Here is a 16,147-nt window from a genome sequence, read left to right on the forward strand (position 1 = left end):
GACGATCACCCACGTGCGGAAACGGGGTTGGCCAGCAGGTTGGCTACCCGTGACGGCTCCTCCTGCGGTACGCGAGCGGCGGCCCAATCGGCCAGCACCATGACGGCGCATCAGCTCCGAGCTCCCGCATATGCCCTGAGCAACGCGACCAGGGCGTGCTCGTCATCAAGGGGGGAACGCGCGGCGGCACGGCCGGCCAGCTTGATGACCTGGTCGCGTCCGCCGACGTCGTGCAGCCTGATCAGCAGATCGGCTACGTGAGCGGCGTGCTCCAAGGCGGCCTGCCCGGCAGGGTCGCGCGCCGGCAGCGTGGCGATCGCCCCCACATCTCTGCCCTCGTCAGGCGGTCGAGCAGAGCACTCACGGCGTCGGGATCGCCGGCGCGCCGGGCGGCGTGCATGCTCTCGGGGGACTGAGCGCGCTGAGCCATGGCGAGTCCGATCCTCATCCCTGGGTGACCTCGACGATCGGCAATGAGGCGCCGCGTACTCAGGATGAAAAGGGCTCACTGATCGATCCTGGCCCCGAGCTAAGGTTGTGACCTGCGGTAATCTCAAGCCTCTCCACCATCTGGATGACACATCGGCGAAACCACGGACGAGTGGGTGGCTGCTCCAACGGGGTGAAGATCCCGGAGAACGGTCGATCCGCAGGTCATGCGCCCTGCTAGGACTCTTGAAGCGCTACAGGTCCTCTCGGGTTGCGTCCGCGGGAGTGGTGTGGTCCGCGGCCTGGAGAATGATGGTGAGCTGATCGCGAAGTGTCGGCAGGTGTGGTGCGAAGGTGCCGGCCAGGGCGGCAGATCCCACGGTGAACGCGTCCACTCCGGCCTCGGCCAACCGGCGCACTCGCGAGGGACGGTCGATGTCACCGGCGACGACCAGACGGCCGGAGGTCGCCTGGCGGGCGCTGTGCACCAGGTCCAGGGGAGCGGATTCGGTGGCGCGGTAGGCCAGCAGGTCGACGCCGGCGCAACCGGCCTCCTCGAAGCGGCGGCACTGGTTGGCCACCTGCTCGGGTGTGCCGCCCAGTTGGGTCGGGTGTCCGATCGGGGTACCGGGGAACGGCAAGTATCCGACCGGCGTCCCGTCGAGCAGTTCCAGGGTCTCGCTCACCCAGGTTCCGCCCATGAGGTAGTCGACCCCCAGGTCGGCGGCCATGCGGGCCGAGTCGAGAGCTCGCTTCCGGTCGGTGCTGACCACCTCCAGGTAGCTGATCGCGCCGGTGTCCTTGATACGGCGGTGCAGGGCGGTGAGGGTGGCGGCGTCCACACCGACGTGACTGCACACCAGCACCCGGCCCTCAGCCTGGGCCGACTGGGCGAAGAACTACCCCACGCCCCTTCCACCCGCACCTGAACAGACCTTCGAGCACTTCTACCTGAGCCTGCAGGCCGCGGCCAGCGGGCTCGGCGTGGCCATGGGGCCGCGGGCCCTGGTCCACGACGATCTGGAGGCCGGCCGGCTGACAGCGCCGCTCGGCTTCCGTCCCGACGGCAGCACTTATCTGCTGATGACGCCCCTGCCCGCTCGCGACGACCGCGTGACCGCGCTGGTGTCCTGGCTGCGCGAACAGGCGCAAGGCAACGCCTGACGCCATGCGCCGACGGCGACCTGGTGGATCACCCGACCCGTGAAGAAGCCTCCGCCTCAACTGCTCGAGGCGGCGCTTCGCGGACGGCGGTGTGGCGCGCCCTTGTAGCTGCCGCTGATCCCATCTCATGGGCGCACCCTTCAACGCCACCACGTGAAGCGCCGGCTCTTTACTCGTGACGCTCTCTTCCCTGCTGGAAGGCCGCTCCCATGGACGGGGCGGCGTCGACGTTGTCGAGGGCGGAGGCCACGCACCGAGCCTCGGCTCTGTCGTCCGCTGCGTCCGTCACGTCGGCTGCGGCGCTGCGGATTGCCTCCAGTACGAGCGCGACCCGTGGCAGGCGGGCGTCGCCGGTCCGGGTGTAGGCCGACACCGTGCGGTCGACGCGTTCCGCCAGCGGGTGAAGGCTGATCCCCTCGGCGTCGCTGGGCAGTGCCATGCGGGGGATGAGTGCCATCCCGGCCTCGGCGGCCACCAGCGCGCTCAACACGGAGAAGTCGTTGGCGGTCACGATGGGACGGGGCACGAAACCGGCGGCGCCACAGGCCCTGCGGGTCATCTCGTGACAGGAGGTCTCGGTGCCAGGCATCAGCCAGTGCTCGTGCGCGAAGTCGGCCAGGTGTACCGACTGCCCATGGCTCAGCCCGCGGCGGGAGGCCAGGGCGGTGGGCATGGCCAGCAACACGGGCTCGTCCATGAGGTGGTGCTGCCGGCATCCGGGCGGTAGTTCACGCGGTAGCAGGCTGTAGGCGTGGACGATCGCGATGTCGACCTCCCGGCGGCGCAGCGCCTCGGCCGCCGGGTCGGGCTCGCACTCGGTGATGCGCAACTCCGGCGTGGGTGCGTGGTCAGCCGACATCCGGTGCCACAGGCGGGGCATCAGCACCCGGGCGGCCGAGGCGAACACCGCCAGCCGGACCAGGCCCTGGCCGCCCTCCTGGAGCGCACGCAGGTCGGCCTCGACGGTGGCGATCTGACCGAGGATGACCTCGGCGTGCTCGGCCAGCAGGCTGCCTGCCGGTGTGAGCCGCAACCGCCGTCCCTGTTTTTCCAGCAGCGGCAGCCCAGCCTCACGTTCCAGCGCGGCCAGTTGCTGTGACACCGCCGGTCCGCTGAGGTGCCGTGCCTCGGCCGTCGCTGTGACGGTGCCGTAAATCTGCAGGTCACGCAGGAGGCGAAGGCGACGAAGGTCCAACATGTAAGCACATCTTCTTGATTTAGGAGGAAACAATAACTGGACCTTTCTGATCCTACGTTAAATGCTGCGGGGGGTGAAGCAACCGATCTCGCTGCGCCTGACGTCCCTGATCTCGACGGTTGTGCTCTGGGCGTCGGCCTTCCCTGCCATCCGGGTCGGCGTCGACGGCCTGGGTGTCGGCGGGCTGTCGTTCTGGCGGCTGGCGGTCGCCTCTGTCGCGCTGGCCGTGGTCAGCCCGATCCTGCGGGTCCGACTGCCGCACCGACGCGACCTTCCGCTGATCGCGCTGTGCGCATTCACCGGGATGAGCGCCTATCAGGTGCTGCTCAACTGGGGTGAGGTGCACGTCCCGGCCGGTACGGCCAGCCTGCTCATCGCCACCGCGCCGGTGTTCAGCGTGCTGCTGGCCTCGATCTTCCTCGGCGAACGCCTCTCGACGACCATCGTGGCCGGCACTGTCACGGCCCTTGCCGGCGTGGCGCTCATCGCCTACGCCGCCGGCTCCGCGAGGATCACCAGCGCGCTGGTGATCCTCGCGGCGGCTGTCGTCCAAGGCGTCTACCATTTCGCCACCAAGCCGCTGCTGAAGCGGTATACGGGTCTGGAGGTCGCCTGCTACGCGATGTGGGCGGGCACGCTGTTTCTGACCCCGCTGGCGCCCGGTGCCGTGCACGACCTGCTCCAGGCCCCGGCCGATGCCGCCGTGTCCACCCTCTACCTGGGCCTGCTTCCATCCGCGCTCGGCTTCGTCACCTGGGGGTACGCGGTCGCCCGGTACACCATCGCGCAGTCCACGGCAGCCCTGTACCTGGTTCCGCCGCTCGCCATCGGGGTGGCGTTCGTGTGGCTGGGAGAGATACCGGGCCCGGTCGAACTCGTCGGCGGACTGATCAGCATGGTCGGCGTCCTCCTGATCCACCGGCACACGGCACGTTCGGCCGCTGCTCCGGAGCCACCCTCCCCGCTCCTCGACAAGGCCGAGAAGTAATCGGCGGACGGACAACGCCTGATCAGTCGCTGCCTCTGTCCATCGAGTCGATGGGGCTTGATCGATCAAATTCGCCATATCTGCTGGAGGACGATTGTGGAAGCGATATGAGCCCGGAGGTGCGACGGCTCGGATCGCCTGGCCTGGCCAGGGAGTCCGACGTGCGGACCGCGCTGCGGCTTCAGGCCGATGGCTGGGCAGAGGAACCTGGGCGGCACGGGTTTCCTGGATCCCGGCTTCGGCGAGGTGTTCGACCGGCTGTGCCAGGCCGCCGTTCGGGGCCAGGTCCTGGTGGCCAGCCGGATGCCGCTACCGCCGTCGGCCACGGACAACCCCCTCGGTGTCCTACGGCTGGACCCTCTGGACCTCACCGCGGGAACCGCGCTTGCAGCAGGGCTGCCCTCGCGCTGAAACTGCTGAGCACTCGTCTCGCGATGACGGAGGCGATGGCGGAGATGTATCCGTACGAGGATCTGTCGCACGTGTCCGCACGCGGCGCTGTCTTCTCCGGCGCCGACCTGACCGACACCAACCTGGCCGGCGCCGACCTTACCGGGGCGGGGTTCGGCTACAGCGAGATGGTCAACGCGAGCATCGCCTTCACCCGGCTGGGGAGTGCGATGATCCAGCCCGCGACCTTGACCGGCGCGGTCTTCACCGGTGCAATCCTCGACCAGACGTCGTTCCGTGAGTGTGACCTGACCAGCGTCGACCTGCACGGATGTGACCTGAGCAGGCTGGATCTCAAGCGCTCCAGCCTGGATGGCGCGATCACCGATACGCCGTAGCCCCGCGTGCAGGCCGGCATCCCGGCACCGGTCGGCTGTCGCCAAGCCAGGGGCCTCCTGAGATCGAGGGCTCATGCGCTTGCATCCAGTTCTCTCATGCGAGATATTTGGTTTGACAAACCAACCATCTCGGAGACGGTGTGAGGATGGAACACGTGTCGGCCGGCAAGGACGGTCTCTCCCGCTCTCAGCGTGAGACCGTCGACGGAGTGGCGGCAGCGCTGGCCACGGTGGGCAACTGGATGTTCTCTCCCGCCACGCGACGCAAGATCATGGCCTCCTCCGGGCTGGAGCTGTCCTTGGGCGACTACACCCTGCTCGCCCAGGTGTCGCTGCACGCGCCGGTGCGGCTGTCGGTCCTGGCGGAGCTGATGGAGGTGGACAAGTCCACCCTGTCACCGCCGGCCAAACGCCTGGAGTCACGCGGCTTCATCGAGCGGCGGCCCGATCCGGCCGATGCCCGGGCACAACTGGTGAGCGTCACGCGGGCGGGGAAGCTCGCCATCAGCAAACTCTGGAAGGCGCGCACGGCAGCCGTCGCCGCCCTGCTGGCGGGCTGGGAGCCGGCTGACATCGAGCTGCTGGCCGCGAGCCTCGGCGCGCTCAGCGAAGCGATCAAGAAAGGGCAATGAGCCCGTCACGGTTCCGTCGCCCCGTCCGCGCCGGGACGTAGACCTGCGGCCACGGAGAAGTCCGGCCACGGAGAAGCCCGGACACAGAGAAGTCCGGTGCCGCCGCTGCTCCACACCCTCTCGGCTCGTGGCATCGTACTGCCGCACGCCTGAAGACGGCGCCGAAACACTCGGGCTCGTCCAGGAATGAGATTTGGTCGGCCGCGACGCCCAGGCTCAGGGCACTGTGCAGCTCAATGGCTGCCGCCGGCCCCTTTGATGATCAGGCCGGGCGCGAAGAGGAGGGGGCCGGCTGGTCAGGTGGCCGATCCGGTGCGGTCACTGCGATCGAGGGCGGCGTCGGTGCGGGCGCCGGACAGGATGGCGTCGAGCAGCCCGGGATAGCGGGCATCCAGGTCCTCTCGGCGCAGGACGAGCAGGTTCTCCCTGCCTGCGGGCCGCTGCCAGATCACGCCGCTGTCGCGCAGCACCCGCCAGTGGTGCGTCATCGTCGACTTCGCGGTGATCCCCAGCGTGTTCAGCACGCTGGTGCAGTTGTGCTCGCCGCCCGCGTCGAGGATGCGCACGGCGGCCAGGCGCACGCCGTTCCCCAGCGCCGACAGCACGTCTTCGATCCGGATCTGTTCGCGGTCGGGATGACGGAAGGCCATGGTCCGACTGTACCGCGACTTTCGAACGATTCTTGTGGCATAGTTCGATCGTACGCCAATACTCGTACAGTCGTTGCGTGGGGCGGGCCTCCGCATGCCCGCCACCCGGCTCCCTCCGAAGGGCGATCCATGTCCACACAGTCCCTGGGCGACGCCAGGCCGCGACTCGGCCTGACCCTGGCGTTGCTCGCCCTGGCCCAGCTCATCTACGCACTCGACCTGAACATCGTGTTCGTCGCGCTCCCCCAGATCGGCGCCGACCTCGGCTTCCCCGGCCAGACCCAGCAACTCGTGGTCAGCGCGTACGTCGTCTTCGCCGGCGGCTTCCTGCTGTTCGGCGGCCGGGCAGCCGACCTGCTCGGCCGCCGCCGCGTCTTCGTGCTCGCCCTGACCCTGTACGCCGTCTCCTCGCTGGCCGGCGGGCTGGCCACAAGCCCCGCCGTCATCATCGCCGCCCGCGCTGTCCAGGGCATCGGCGGCGCGCTGCTGCTGCCCTCCACACTGGCGCTGCTCAACAGCCTGTTCGCCGAGGGCCCGCAGCGCAACCGGGCGCTGGCGGTCTGGGGCGGCGCCGGCGCCAGCGGCCTGACCATCGGCGCCCTGCTCGGCGGCCTGCTCACCCAGCACTTCGGCTGGCCCGCCGTCTTCTTCGTCAACGTCCCCCTGGCCGGGCTGGTCGCGCTGGCCGCCCTGGCCGTCATCCCCCGCGACCCCGCCAGGGGGGAGCGGCGCAGGTTCGACATCCCCGGCGCGCTCAGCGTCACCGGCGGATCGACCCTGCTGGTCTTCGCCTTGGTGGAGGGGCCCGAGCTGGGCTGGGGCAGCCTCCCGGTGGCCGGCGCCTTCGTGCTGGCCGCCGCACTGCTGGTGGTCTTCGCGCTGGTCGAGGCACGCAGTACCGACCCGCTCATGCCCTTCCGGCTGTTCCGCAACCGCAGCCTGACCGTCGGCATGCTGGTGACCTTCATCTACATGGCCACCTTCGGTGTCCTGCCCTACTTCCTCACCGTGCTGATGCAGAGCATCCACGGTTACAGCGCCCTGCAGACCGGGCTCGCCTTCCTCATCCCCTCGCTGGCCATCGCCGCCGGCACCCAGGCAGGCGAGCGGCTGGCCACCCGGATCGGCACCCGCGCCTCCCTGCTGATCGGCTTCGCCATCGGTGTGCCCGGCACCGCCGTCCTGGCACTCGGCTTCGACGCCGACGCCTCCTACTGGCTTCTGGTGCCCGGCCTCATCGTCTCCGGCCTCGGCCAGGGCATCGTCTGGACCGCCATGTGGATCGCGGCCGCCACCGGCACCGCGACCCATCAGCAGGGCGTGGCCAACGGCATCGCCTCCACCGCGCTCAACATCGGCAACGCCATCGGCCTGGCCGTCTTCACCGTCATCGCCGACCTCGGCACCGACGGCAAGACCGGCCAGGCTCTGCGCGCGGCCACAGCCGACGGCGAGTTCCTCGTCATCCTGCTCACCGCCGCCGGGATGATCGCCGGTCTGCTCATCACTCTCACCCTGCCACGCCTGCGCCGCGACGTCCCCGGCACCGAGCGACCCGAGCCGTCCCGCGCGGCCACCGGCTGAGCATCCGACGGCACAGTCCGCAGGTGCTCCGACCAGGGTGCCGCCGACGCCCACGTCCACGGTGACGTGCAGGACGCTCGCCGCTCCCGGCGGCTGCGGTGCGTTCCGGTTTCCACGATGCCGGGCTTTCCGTCGAGCGACGCGACTGCGCATCGCCAGTCTTCGTGCCGCAGGTCCACGGCGATGACGAGGGGGCCGTCCGGGTGGGGGGCGAGCACGCTCGTCGGACGGCCCCGTGATGTTGCGGCGGCGGGGGTCTCGGCGAGCAGGGCGAGGTCGCGCAGCCGGGAGGTGATCTCGGTGGCCGAGCCGGTGCTGAGACCGAGTCGCCGCGCCACGGCCGCCCTGGTCACACCCGGCTCACGGCGCATCTCGTCCAGCACGGCCAAGGCGCTGCGCCAACGGAGATCCGTGGCGCGCACGGACCTGGCCCGGTTGCGTGGGGTTGCCACGTGTTGTCGCCTTCTTTATGCTCGATGCACGAGTTTAATCGAAGGGGACGCTGTGACACGACGAACGGATCTCGCGGCGATCGAAGCGATCCTGCTGGACATGGACGGCACTCTCGTGGACTCCGACGCCTCGGTCGAGCGGGCCTGGTCGATCTGGGCCGAGGAGTACGGCGTCGACCCCGGCGCGGTACTCGCCATCGCTCACGGAAGCCCGGCCGCGCGTACGGTGCGGCGGCTGCTTCCCGCCCTGGACGACGAGGCCGTCATGGCAGCGGCGCAGCGGCAGCACGCCCTGCAGTACGAAGACCTGGCAGACGTCACGGCGGCGCCCGGCGCGCGATTCCTGCTCGCCACGCTGGACCGGCTCCAGCTGCCGTGGGCTGTGGTGACCAGCGCCGACGGACGGCTGGCGAAGGCACGCCTGCACGCGGCGGGGATCGATCCGCCCGTCCTGCTCACGATCGACGACGTACGGGCGGGCAAACCCGATCCCGAGGGCTACCTGGAGGCCGCGCGCCGCCTTCGCGTCGCACCGTCCGCCTGCCTGGTGGTGGAGGACTCCGAGCCGGGGCTGGCCGCGGGCCGGGCGGCGGGCATGCCGACCGCGGCCCTGCGGGGGCTGGACGGCGACCTGTCCCTGCCCGGCCTCGGCCGGCTGGCTCACCTGCTGCAGCGCTCGCGGGTCCGGCCGTGGTGGCGCGACGCCGTGGGGTACCAGGTGTACCTTCCGTCGTTCGCGGACAGCACCGGTGACGGCTGGGGAGACCTGACCGGGGTGAGCGCGCGGCTGGACCACCTGGAACGGCTCGGGGTGGAGGTGGTGTGGCTGACCCCCTTCTACCGCTCGCCGATGCGCGACCACGGCTACGACATCGCCGACCACCGGGCCGTGGACCCGTCGTTCGGCGGGCAGGCGGCCCTCGACGGGCTGCTGGCGCAGGCGCACCGGCGCGGCATGCGGGTGATCGGCGACCTGGTTGTCAACCACACCAGCGACGCCCACCCATGGTTCGTCGCCGCCTCCTCCTGCGCGGCCGACCCGCACCGCGACTACTACATCTGGCGCGACCCGGCCCCGGACGGCGGCCCGCCCAACAACTGGCTGTCCCATTTCGGCGGTCCCGCCTGGACGTTCAGCCCGGCGACCGGCCAGTACTACCTGCACCTGTTCCGTCCCGAACAGCCCGACCTGAACTGGCGCAACCCGGCGCTGGCGGCCGAGATCGACGCGATCGCCGAGTACTGGCTGAGCCGCGGGCTGGACGGCTTCCGCATCGACACCGCCGGCTACCTCGTCAAGGACGCGGACCTGCGGGACAACCCGCCGCTGCCCGCCGGCCGGATCCTGCCGGTACGCGGGGTGACCATGGACTGGCGCCGCCAGGAGCATCGCCATGACATCCACCAGCCCGGCGTGCACGCCATCCACGAGCGGTGGCGGCGGATCGCCGACCGGCACGACGCCTTCCTGGTCGGCGAGGTCTACGAGCTCGATCCCCGGGCGCTCGCGCGCTTCGTGGAAGGCGAGCGGCTGCACTCGTCGTTCTGGTTCGGGCTGGTGGAGACCGATTGGGACGCCGACCGGATCGACACCATGATCGAGAGCGCTGTGCTGGCGTCGCCGCGGCTGTCCTGGGTGCAGGGCAACCACGATCGTTCCCGCGCCGTCACCCGGTTCGGCGGTGGGCCGCGGGGACGGCGCCGCTCACTCGCGCTGCACGCGCTCATGGCGTTGCTGCCGGGAACCTTCTGGCTGTACCAGGGCGAGGAGCTCGGCCTGGGTGACGGGCGGGTGCCGCCCGGCCACGGCGCCGATCCGCTGGGCGCGGCCCAGCCGGAGGAAAGCCGCGACGCCGCGCGCACCCCCATGCCGTGGCGGCCCGGCCCGGGGCTGGGGTTCACCACAGGGCACCCCTGGCTTCCCGACGGCGCGCGCGACGACGACGAGACCGTGGCGGCACAGCAGGACGACCCCACATCGCACCTGAACACCCTCGGCCGGTTGCTGGCCACCAGACGCCGGCTGACGCACGTGCTGGCCGCCACCGACGACGTGCGCAGAGTCAGGCTCGCCGCACCGGTGACCGCCTACCGCCGGGGAGCACTCTGGGCGGTGGCGAACCTCCGGGACACCCCTGTCGCCGATCTGCACCTGCCGGCCCCAGCGGTGTTCGACACCGACGATCCCGGCGTCACCCCCGACCGGCCCAGGACCGGCTACGCCCGCCTCGCGCCGCAGCAGGCGCTCCTCCTGGCCGGAGAATGACCGCCACATGTTGGACGCCGCTCCCATGCGCATCACCGAATGATCCGACGAGGAAGGCAGCATGTCTGACCACGTGACCCCGTTCCGTCTCGACGTCCCCGAGCCCGTACTGGCCGACCTGCGCGAACGGTTGCGGCGCACGCGGTGGCCCGAGAAGGAGACGGTCGAGGACTGGTCGCAGGGCGTCCCGCTGGGCTACCTGCGAGAGTTGTGCCGGTACTGGGCCGATGAGTACGACTGGCGGGCCACCGAACGGCGCCTGAACGCGCTGCCGCAGTTCCGCACCTCCATCGACGGCCTCGGGATCCACTTCCTTCACGTCCGCTCGCCACACCAGGACGCGATGCCGATCGTCCTGACCCACGGATGGCCGGGCTCGATCGTGGAGTTCCGCAAAGTGGTCGGACCGCTCACCGACCCGACCGCCTACGGCGGCGACGCCCGCGACGCCTTCCATGTCGTCTGCCCATCCCTGCCCGGCTACGGCTTCAGCGACAAACCGGACCACCGTGGCTGGGGCGTCGAGCGGATCGCCGACGCCTGGATCACGCTGATGGCTCGCCTCGGCTACGACCGCTACGGCGCACAGGGCTCCGACTGGGGCACGACCATCACCACGCTCATCGGCCTGCGGGATCCCGCCCACGTGGCAGGCATCCACCTCGTCCCGCCGCTGGCGGCCCCGGATCCGGCCACGTTCGACGATCTCACCGCCGCCGAGCAGGCCGCCATCGCCGACCTGAGACGAGGCCGGGAGAGCGAGGACGGATACTCACTGGAGCAGTCCACCCGGCCACAGACCATCGGCTACGGACTCCTCGACTCACCGGCACTGCTGTGCGCCTGGATCATCGAGAAGTTCCGCGCCTGGACCGACAGTGACGGCCACCCCGAGAACGCCCTCACCCGCGACGAACTCCTCGACAACCTCATGTTCTACTGGCTACCCGGCACCGGCGCATCCGCCGCCCGGCTCTACTGGGAGAGCTTCAAGCCCGTCCAACGGCTCTTCACCACCGAGACAACGGACCTGGTGACCGTCCCGGCAGGATGCTCGATCTTCCCCAAGGAGAACCCCCGGCCGTCCCGGCGGTGGGCCGAGAAACGCTTCGCCAACATCCTGCACTGGAACGAACCGGACAAGGGTGGTCACTTCGCCGCGTTCGAGCAACCCGGCCTGTTCGTCGAGGAACTACGTACCTTCTTCCGCATGGTCCGCTGACCGCCAACAGCTGCTGTGGCGAACGCCTACCGCCGCGGGCCTCCGCTGGGATCCATGGGGCTCGACCGAAGCAGCTCAGCTCACCATCTCCTCGACCACACCGGCACCGCCGTCGACACCCAGGGACTTACCCGGGTCGGCTCGCCATCCCCTGCCCAGCCCGCCGTCCCGGCACCTCCTGGTACGGCCCAGCTGGTCCCGGGAGGCTTCGCCGGCCGAAGCACCGAAACCCTGCGGCAGATCATCCGACTCAGCGCCGGCGGAACCACCGAACGAATCAGGCCCTCCAACGTCTACGGAGCCAGTCCCCTGACCATCGACGCAGCCGCCATTGCCCGACCTGGGCAGGAAACCGCCACGCGCCGCTCGCGCGTGCTGACCTTCGCCGGACACCGGCAGGCCGTCGTCCCGCCCGGCCAGGAACGCCTCGGCGATCCGGTCCGGTCTACAGCCTGCGGCAGTGGACCCCGTTCCCAGACTTCGTTGGCGACCGAGTGGTGGGGGCGAATGCTCCAGCAACTGGCCCCGTCGAGTCACGCAGGCACCCGTAGGAGATACTTCGCTATGGATCTTCGAGCCCATGCCGACGCATGGCTGGCAGCGTGGAAGCAGCGCGATCTCGATGCGATCTTGGCCTGCTACGCGGAGAACGTGGACTTTGTCGCCCCTACCGTGGTGCGCCGCTGGGGACGTGCCGATGGCCGATTGCATGGCAAGGCAGAGCTGCGCAGGCACTTCGAGCTCGGACTGGAACTGGCCCCGGGTTTGACCTTCACCGAGGAAGCGCTGCTGACCAGCCCGGGCGGCTACGCACTGCTTTACCGCCGTGAGAACGGCAACCGTGTCCTCGATGTCGTCGAACTGGACCAGCACGGTCACGCCGCCCGCGTCAATGCCTTCTATGAAGGCCCACAGCAATGATCCAACTCGTCACGATGAAAACGGCTCTTCGGGCCTCTGGTCATGCCGTCGAGATCATGTACGGGCCGCTGAGAAAATCCGGGTCCTTCCCGCCATCCAGACGCCGGAGCCCCATCCGTTCCAGGCAGGCCACCACGTGGGTGCCCGTCGACGGGTTGCACGTCCTGCAGCAGAGAGGCCGGGACAGCCGGCGCTTCCGCCTCACCGTCGACCTGCCACACCGCCGGCGCGCAGTGGACGCCCACCCATTCGTAGCCGTGATCCAGCCGCCGCGAATGCGGTCACGGCGACGGTGGGGGAGTTCCCGTCGTGGTGCTGCCTGCAGGACTGGGTTGCCGCCGACGATCGTGGGCGCGTTGTCGCGGCCGAAGTATCTGCGGTTTCTGCCGGCGGGGATCGATGCGGGCGGTCAGCTTCTCGCGTATGTGCAGCCCGCTCCCGATGGCCTGATGCGAGTGCACGAAGGATCACTGTCAGTCGCCACGTAGTTCCTTGATGACTGCAAGAGCGTCGTCCACCAGGTCGATGGGGCAGCCCCAGTAGTCGTAGATTCCTCCGCTGGCACGGTTGCTGCCGCAGATGACGAATACGCCGGTCCCCAGCTGAACTTTGAGACGGGTGGCCAGCCAGCCGACGAAGCCACTGTTGTCCAGGTCGGCGGGGAAGTGGAAGGAGAAGACTCCGAATTGTTCGACACCGTCGTGCTCCTGGGCGAACGGGACCAAGGCGCTCCAGCTCTCGTTGTCCCGGACCACCGCCAGTGTGTCACCGGTAAGGGCTGGCGGGCGGTCGGCCGGAGACTCCTGGAAACACCAGACGCCGTTGTGCACGACGAGCCGGGCTGCCGCGATCACGCGTCGTAGGCGTGCTTCCGTCTGCTCCGCAGTCTCCACGCTGACGCTGACCATGGGTGGGTCTCCTCGTTCCATGTGGCTGATCCACTCTGGGATCTTGGCGGTCGCGCCTGGGTAGAAGGCCTCCCGGCCCTGGCGACGATCTTCACAACATCGCCGCCGACGTGCTGATTCCGTCGCCGACGTGCTGATTCCCGTCGCCTTCACGGCGAGTCAGGTATGCGCTGACATTCTCAAGATCGACTCATGGCCGGTTCACTCGTATCTCGGCTGGACCCGCTGGTACGGCCGCTTCGAGCTCGACATGAACCACCAACCTTGTCGATCCGCGCCGCGACGGTGAGGACGCCGTGGGATGCCCGTGTCGGCGGACGGCAACACACGATCAAGGTCGGCCGGGGACCGCACGGCCTGTGCTTCTTCCCCCAGCCCGGACGCTACTCCCTCGGCCACACAGGCGTGTTCCGATGACCGGCCGCCGAGCCTCGCGGACCCTGCGGAAACCTCGACGCCCAGGAAGATCTTTCAGGCGCTGGTCGTGTTCCTCGCGTGGCCGCCGCGCCGGGCGCGCGATGATGCCACATGCCGAACACGCAGGCCATGAGCCGTTTTCTGGCCGAGACAGGGCGAAGCGGGCGGTTGATCGTGGCGGCGCGGGCGCTGCGGACCTTCGGGTACGGCTGCACCAGCGTCCTCCTGGCCGACCTGCTCGCCCAGGACGGCGACGATCCCTGGCAGACCGGCCTCCTGCTGTCCCTCGCGTCCGCGGGCTCCGTGGTCGCCGGCCTGACGCTCGGCCTGTTCGCTGACAGGTGGGGGCGCCGGCGAACACTGATCACCTGCGGATGTCTGATGGCGGTCGCCGGCGTCGCCTTCGCACTCAGCGAGTCCTATCCCGTCCTGCTCGCCGCCGCCTTCATGAAGTGGATCATCCCAAGACTGTTTACCTGCGTGAGGCCGAAATCCTGTCCGATGTGGACACATGGTTGCGTCTGACGTACTACCCGCAGAAACAACTAGTGGAGGCTCGGGTTCAACCCGGCCTCCACATGTGCATTGAGTACGTGTCCGAGGGGCGAGCGCCACCGACCGCACATGGCCCACCCCGACGAACGGTTACGTCCATCACATTCGCGTTGGTTGATGGCGTTAGGTCGCCCGGCCGTAGGAGTAGGGTCCCGCACCCGTCGTGCCCGCCGCAACGCCCAAACCCTGATCAGGGAGTCGCGGTACACCGAAGCCACCTCGATGCTGGAGGAGGCCCTCGCCCGTACCCCCGACGCGCCCGGACTGCGGGAACAACTGGCCGAGGCCTATATGGGCGCAGGTGACTACCGACGAGCAGCGCAGGGATTCAGCGAGTTGGCGGCGTCGAGCGAGCCGGGTCAGGCGTTCCACTACCGGCTCCAGGAGGCCACATGTCACGCTCACCTAGGCGACGTTGACCTGGCACTGCACCTCTTGACGGCGCTGGTGGCCGACGTTCCAGAAGAAGATGACCCGCAAGCTCTGGAGCTCAGGCGCCAGCTTGGCGAGCTGGAGCTAAGCGCCGGTCTCTTGGAACGGGCTCGGCGCACCCTCACCGCACTGCTATCCGAGCTTGAGCGAATCTATGGCACCGAGCATGCAGCGACGGAGCGCGTGCGGCAGTTGCTCACAGCAACATGATGATCTGTAGATTGGCTCAGCTGGTAAACGTATGGGCCTGGCACACGTCGCCCTCGACGGCATCGTCATCGCCACCGACCGGGTCCCCGCCCCTGGCTCCACGGCGCCGACCTGTGGTGATCGCTGCTTCCCTGCACCTTGATGGGTGCTACACGTCTTTACCTGTGAACGCGCGCACGGACGCGTCCATCCCGTAGCACTTCATCGCGATCGCGCTCCTGACCGCTACGGGTCTCGTTCGGCTTGCTGTTGTACGGCGGCTGCCTGACTCCATACATCCTGCTCGGCGACAGCAGCGTCGGCTTGCTCGCGGGTCTGCCGAGATCTGCTCTACGGCTTCCTCTTGGGCAGCGCTCACCCGCTCGTCGGTGCCGCGCCGCGCGATCGCGGCACCCCAGAACTGTCGGTGCCGGGTGCTTGGGTGGGGGGCATGCGCTACGGCATCGACGTCGCGATCCTCGGTGACCTCGCGGAGCCGGCACACCTGGTCACCCTCGCCGGGGAGGCCGAGGCCGCTGGGTGGGACGCCGTGCTGGTGTGGGACCACTTGGCCTTCACCTGGGGCATGCCATCGATCGACCCGCGGGTGACGCTGGCCGCGGCTGCGCAGGCGACCTCGCACATCAAGCTGGGCACGGCGGTGACGGCCGTGGCCCGGCACCGCCCGGAACGGCTGGCCCAGACGGTGGCGACGCTCGACAGGCTGAGCGGCGGCCGCGCGATCCTGGGCGCCGGGCTGGGCGGCGTGAGACAGGAGTTCACTGCCTTCGGCTCAATGCGTCCCGACGGGGTCGTGCTCGACGAGGCACTCGACGTGATGGTCTCGCTCTGGTCCGGCGAGGAGGTGCACCACCGGGGCGCTCATTACACCGTCGACGGGGTGCGACTCGCGCCGCTGCCCCTCCAGCGGCCCCGGGTGCCGGTGTGGGTCGGCGGCACAGTTCCGGCCGCCCGCCGGCGTTCCGCCCGTTGGGACGGCTGGATCGTCGTCGGTGATGACCGGGAGGGGCGCATGACGCTTTCACCCGATTCCCTGGCCGCCCAAACCAGCGAGCTGTACCGGCACCGGGCAAACGCGGGCGACCTCGACGTGGCGGTCATCGGGGTGAGCGAGCCAGGCTCGTCGGTCCGGGACTACGCCGACGCGGGCGCCACGTGGTGGCTGGAGCACCTTCACAGCTACCGGGGGTCGATGGAACGACTGGTGCGGCGCGTCAAGGCGGGCCCGCCCGTGTGAAGCACCTGCGATGCGCGCTTGGCTCTGGACAGCTCGACGCACAAGCTCACAGTATGCGAGAGGCGTGGAGGGCCTCGGGCTCGAGGACGACGAG

General features: G+C 69.4%; 17 protein-coding genes. 12 read left to right on the forward strand and 5 right to left on the reverse strand.

The genetic code is table 11. The features are described from left to right. Nucleotides 1-110: 110 nt before the first annotated feature. Together ACIBG4_RS19450 and ACIBG4_RS19455 are read right to left on the reverse strand one after the other, a co-directional pair. Entirely contained in the window at nucleotides 111-326 is a 216-nt protein-coding gene (locus ACIBG4_RS19450; RefSeq protein WP_397202930.1) for a hypothetical protein, read from the reverse strand. A 357-nt stretch (nucleotides 327-683) separates the two neighbouring features. Further along, a complete protein-coding gene (locus ACIBG4_RS19455) occupies nucleotides 684-1,271 on the reverse strand; it encodes a hypothetical protein (protein WP_397202931.1) in 588 nt (195 codons plus the stop codon). Nucleotides 1,272-1,281: 10 nt separating this feature from the next. On the opposite strand from ACIBG4_RS19455, the gene ACIBG4_RS19460 reads away from it, so the two are divergent. Then, nucleotides 1,282-1,593: a LysR substrate-binding domain-containing protein gene (locus ACIBG4_RS19460; RefSeq protein WP_397203137.1), complete on the forward strand. Its 312-nt coding sequence runs from the start codon at nucleotides 1,282-1,284 to the stop codon at nucleotides 1,591-1,593. Between the two features lie 169 nt (nucleotides 1,594-1,762). On the opposite strand, the gene ACIBG4_RS19465 is transcribed toward ACIBG4_RS19460, so the two are convergent. Next, nucleotides 1,763-2,791 (reverse strand): LysR family transcriptional regulator, encoded by a 1,029-nt coding sequence (locus ACIBG4_RS19465; protein WP_397202932.1) that lies wholly within the window; start codon nucleotides 2,789-2,791, stop codon nucleotides 1,763-1,765. Nucleotides 2,792-2,864: 73 nt separating this feature from the next. On the opposite strand from ACIBG4_RS19465, the gene ACIBG4_RS19470 reads away from it, so the two are divergent. The 4 genes from ACIBG4_RS19470 to ACIBG4_RS19485 all read left to right on the forward strand — a co-directional run bounded on the left by ACIBG4_RS19470 (nucleotide 2,865) and on the right by ACIBG4_RS19485 (nucleotide 5,199). Then, nucleotides 2,865-3,779: a DMT family transporter gene (locus ACIBG4_RS19470; RefSeq protein WP_397202933.1), complete on the forward strand. Its 915-nt coding sequence runs from the start codon at nucleotides 2,865-2,867 to the stop codon at nucleotides 3,777-3,779. A 189-nt stretch (nucleotides 3,780-3,968) separates the two neighbouring features. Further along, nucleotides 3,969-4,190 carry a hypothetical protein gene (locus ACIBG4_RS19475; protein ID WP_397202934.1) on the forward strand — a complete coding sequence of 74 codons (222 nt, stop codon included), beginning with the start codon at nucleotides 3,969-3,971 and terminating at the stop codon, nucleotides 4,188-4,190. A gap of 23 nt (nucleotides 4,191-4,213) precedes the next feature. Continuing rightward, nucleotides 4,214-4,567, forward strand: coding sequence for a pentapeptide repeat-containing protein (locus tag ACIBG4_RS19480; protein WP_397202935.1), 354 nt, complete (start codon nucleotides 4,214-4,216; stop codon nucleotides 4,565-4,567). Between the two features lie 155 nt (nucleotides 4,568-4,722). Further along, complete coding sequence (locus ACIBG4_RS19485; protein WP_397202936.1) at nucleotides 4,723-5,199, forward strand: MarR family winged helix-turn-helix transcriptional regulator; 477 nt, start codon at nucleotides 4,723-4,725, stop codon at nucleotides 5,197-5,199. Nucleotides 5,200-5,495: 296 nt separating this feature from the next. Here ACIBG4_RS19485 and ACIBG4_RS19490 read toward each other — a convergent pair whose 3' ends face one another. Beyond that, nucleotides 5,496-5,849 (reverse strand): helix-turn-helix domain-containing protein, encoded by a 354-nt coding sequence (locus ACIBG4_RS19490; protein WP_310709176.1) that lies wholly within the window; start codon nucleotides 5,847-5,849, stop codon nucleotides 5,496-5,498. A 129-nt stretch (nucleotides 5,850-5,978) separates the two neighbouring features. On the opposite strand from ACIBG4_RS19490, the gene ACIBG4_RS19495 reads away from it, so the two are divergent. The 4 genes from ACIBG4_RS19495 (at nucleotide 5,979) to ACIBG4_RS19510 (ending at nucleotide 12,294) form a co-directional block, all read left to right on the forward strand. Then, the gene (locus ACIBG4_RS19495) at nucleotides 5,979-7,433 is read left to right on the forward strand and encodes an MFS transporter (RefSeq protein ID WP_397202937.1); all 1,455 of its coding nucleotides are present in this window, start codon (nucleotides 5,979-5,981) and stop codon (nucleotides 7,431-7,433) included. Nucleotides 7,434-7,937: 504 nt separating this feature from the next. After that, the gene (locus ACIBG4_RS19500) at nucleotides 7,938-10,151 is read left to right on the forward strand and encodes an HAD-IA family hydrolase (protein ID WP_397202938.1); all 2,214 of its coding nucleotides are present in this window, start codon (nucleotides 7,938-7,940) and stop codon (nucleotides 10,149-10,151) included. A 61-nt stretch (nucleotides 10,152-10,212) separates the two neighbouring features. Further along, on the forward strand, nucleotides 10,213-11,373 hold the full coding sequence (locus tag ACIBG4_RS19505) for an epoxide hydrolase family protein (RefSeq protein ID WP_397202939.1): 1,161 nt from the start codon (nucleotides 10,213-10,215) through the stop codon (nucleotides 11,371-11,373). Nucleotides 11,374-11,937: 564 nt separating this feature from the next. Beyond that, complete coding sequence (locus tag ACIBG4_RS19510; RefSeq protein ID WP_397202940.1) at nucleotides 11,938-12,294, forward strand: YybH family protein; 357 nt, start codon at nucleotides 11,938-11,940, stop codon at nucleotides 12,292-12,294. A 473-nt stretch (nucleotides 12,295-12,767) separates the two neighbouring features. Here ACIBG4_RS19510 and ACIBG4_RS19515 read toward each other — a convergent pair whose 3' ends face one another. After that, entirely contained in the window at nucleotides 12,768-13,202 is a 435-nt protein-coding gene (locus ACIBG4_RS19515; RefSeq protein WP_397202941.1) for a DUF6196 family protein, read from the reverse strand. A 528-nt stretch (nucleotides 13,203-13,730) separates the two neighbouring features. Between ACIBG4_RS19515 and ACIBG4_RS19520 the strand changes: the two genes are divergently transcribed. The 3 genes from ACIBG4_RS19520 to ACIBG4_RS19530 all read left to right on the forward strand — a co-directional run bounded on the left by ACIBG4_RS19520 (nucleotide 13,731) and on the right by ACIBG4_RS19530 (nucleotide 16,053). Continuing rightward, nucleotides 13,731-14,144 carry an MFS transporter gene (locus ACIBG4_RS19520; protein WP_397202942.1) on the forward strand — a complete coding sequence of 138 codons (414 nt, stop codon included), beginning with the start codon at nucleotides 13,731-13,733 and terminating at the stop codon, nucleotides 14,142-14,144. 147 nt (nucleotides 14,145-14,291) lie between these two features. Next, nucleotides 14,292-14,816: a tetratricopeptide repeat protein gene (locus tag ACIBG4_RS19525; RefSeq protein ID WP_397203138.1), complete on the forward strand. Its 525-nt coding sequence runs from the start codon at nucleotides 14,292-14,294 to the stop codon at nucleotides 14,814-14,816. Between the two features lie 430 nt (nucleotides 14,817-15,246). Then, nucleotides 15,247-16,053 (forward strand): LLM class flavin-dependent oxidoreductase, encoded by an 807-nt coding sequence (locus ACIBG4_RS19530; RefSeq protein ID WP_397202943.1) that lies wholly within the window; start codon nucleotides 15,247-15,249, stop codon nucleotides 16,051-16,053. Nucleotides 16,054-16,147: the final 94 nt, after the last annotated feature.

Source organism: Nonomuraea sp. NPDC050383 (assembly GCF_044459125.1).
Taxonomy (GTDB): Bacteria; Actinomycetota; Actinomycetes; order Streptosporangiales; family Streptosporangiaceae; genus Nonomuraea.

Excerpts from the sequence above, each read along its gene's own strand:
- ACIBG4_RS19510 (WP_397202940.1), top strand. The coding sequence starts at position 11,938 with ATGGATCTTCGAGCCCATGCCGACGCATGGCTGGCAGCGTGGAAGCAG.
- ACIBG4_RS19520 (WP_397202942.1), top strand. The coding sequence starts at position 13,731 with ATGCCGAACACGCAGGCCATGAGCCGTTTTCTGGCCGAGACAGGGCGA.
- ACIBG4_RS19525 (WP_397203138.1), top strand. The coding sequence starts at position 14,292 with ATGGCGTTAGGTCGCCCGGCCGTAGGAGTAGGGTCCCGCACCCGTCGT.
- ACIBG4_RS19495 (WP_397202937.1), top strand. The coding sequence starts at position 5,979 with ATGTCCACACAGTCCCTGGGCGACGCCAGGCCGCGACTCGGCCTGACC.
- ACIBG4_RS19465 (WP_397202932.1), bottom strand. The coding sequence starts at position 2,791 with ATGTTGGACCTTCGTCGCCTTCGCCTCCTGCGTGACCTGCAGATTTAC.
- ACIBG4_RS19515 (WP_397202941.1), bottom strand. The coding sequence starts at position 13,202 with ATGGTCAGCGTCAGCGTGGAGACTGCGGAGCAGACGGAAGCACGCCTA.
- ACIBG4_RS19530 (WP_397202943.1), top strand. The coding sequence starts at position 15,247 with ATGCGCTACGGCATCGACGTCGCGATCCTCGGTGACCTCGCGGAGCCG.
- ACIBG4_RS19475 (WP_397202934.1), top strand. The coding sequence starts at position 3,969 with ATGGCTGGGCAGAGGAACCTGGGCGGCACGGGTTTCCTGGATCCCGGC.
- ACIBG4_RS19490 (WP_310709176.1), bottom strand. The coding sequence starts at position 5,849 with ATGGCCTTCCGTCATCCCGACCGCGAACAGATCCGGATCGAAGACGTG.
- ACIBG4_RS19505 (WP_397202939.1), top strand. The coding sequence starts at position 10,213 with ATGTCTGACCACGTGACCCCGTTCCGTCTCGACGTCCCCGAGCCCGTA.
- ACIBG4_RS19480 (WP_397202935.1), top strand. The coding sequence starts at position 4,214 with ATGACGGAGGCGATGGCGGAGATGTATCCGTACGAGGATCTGTCGCAC.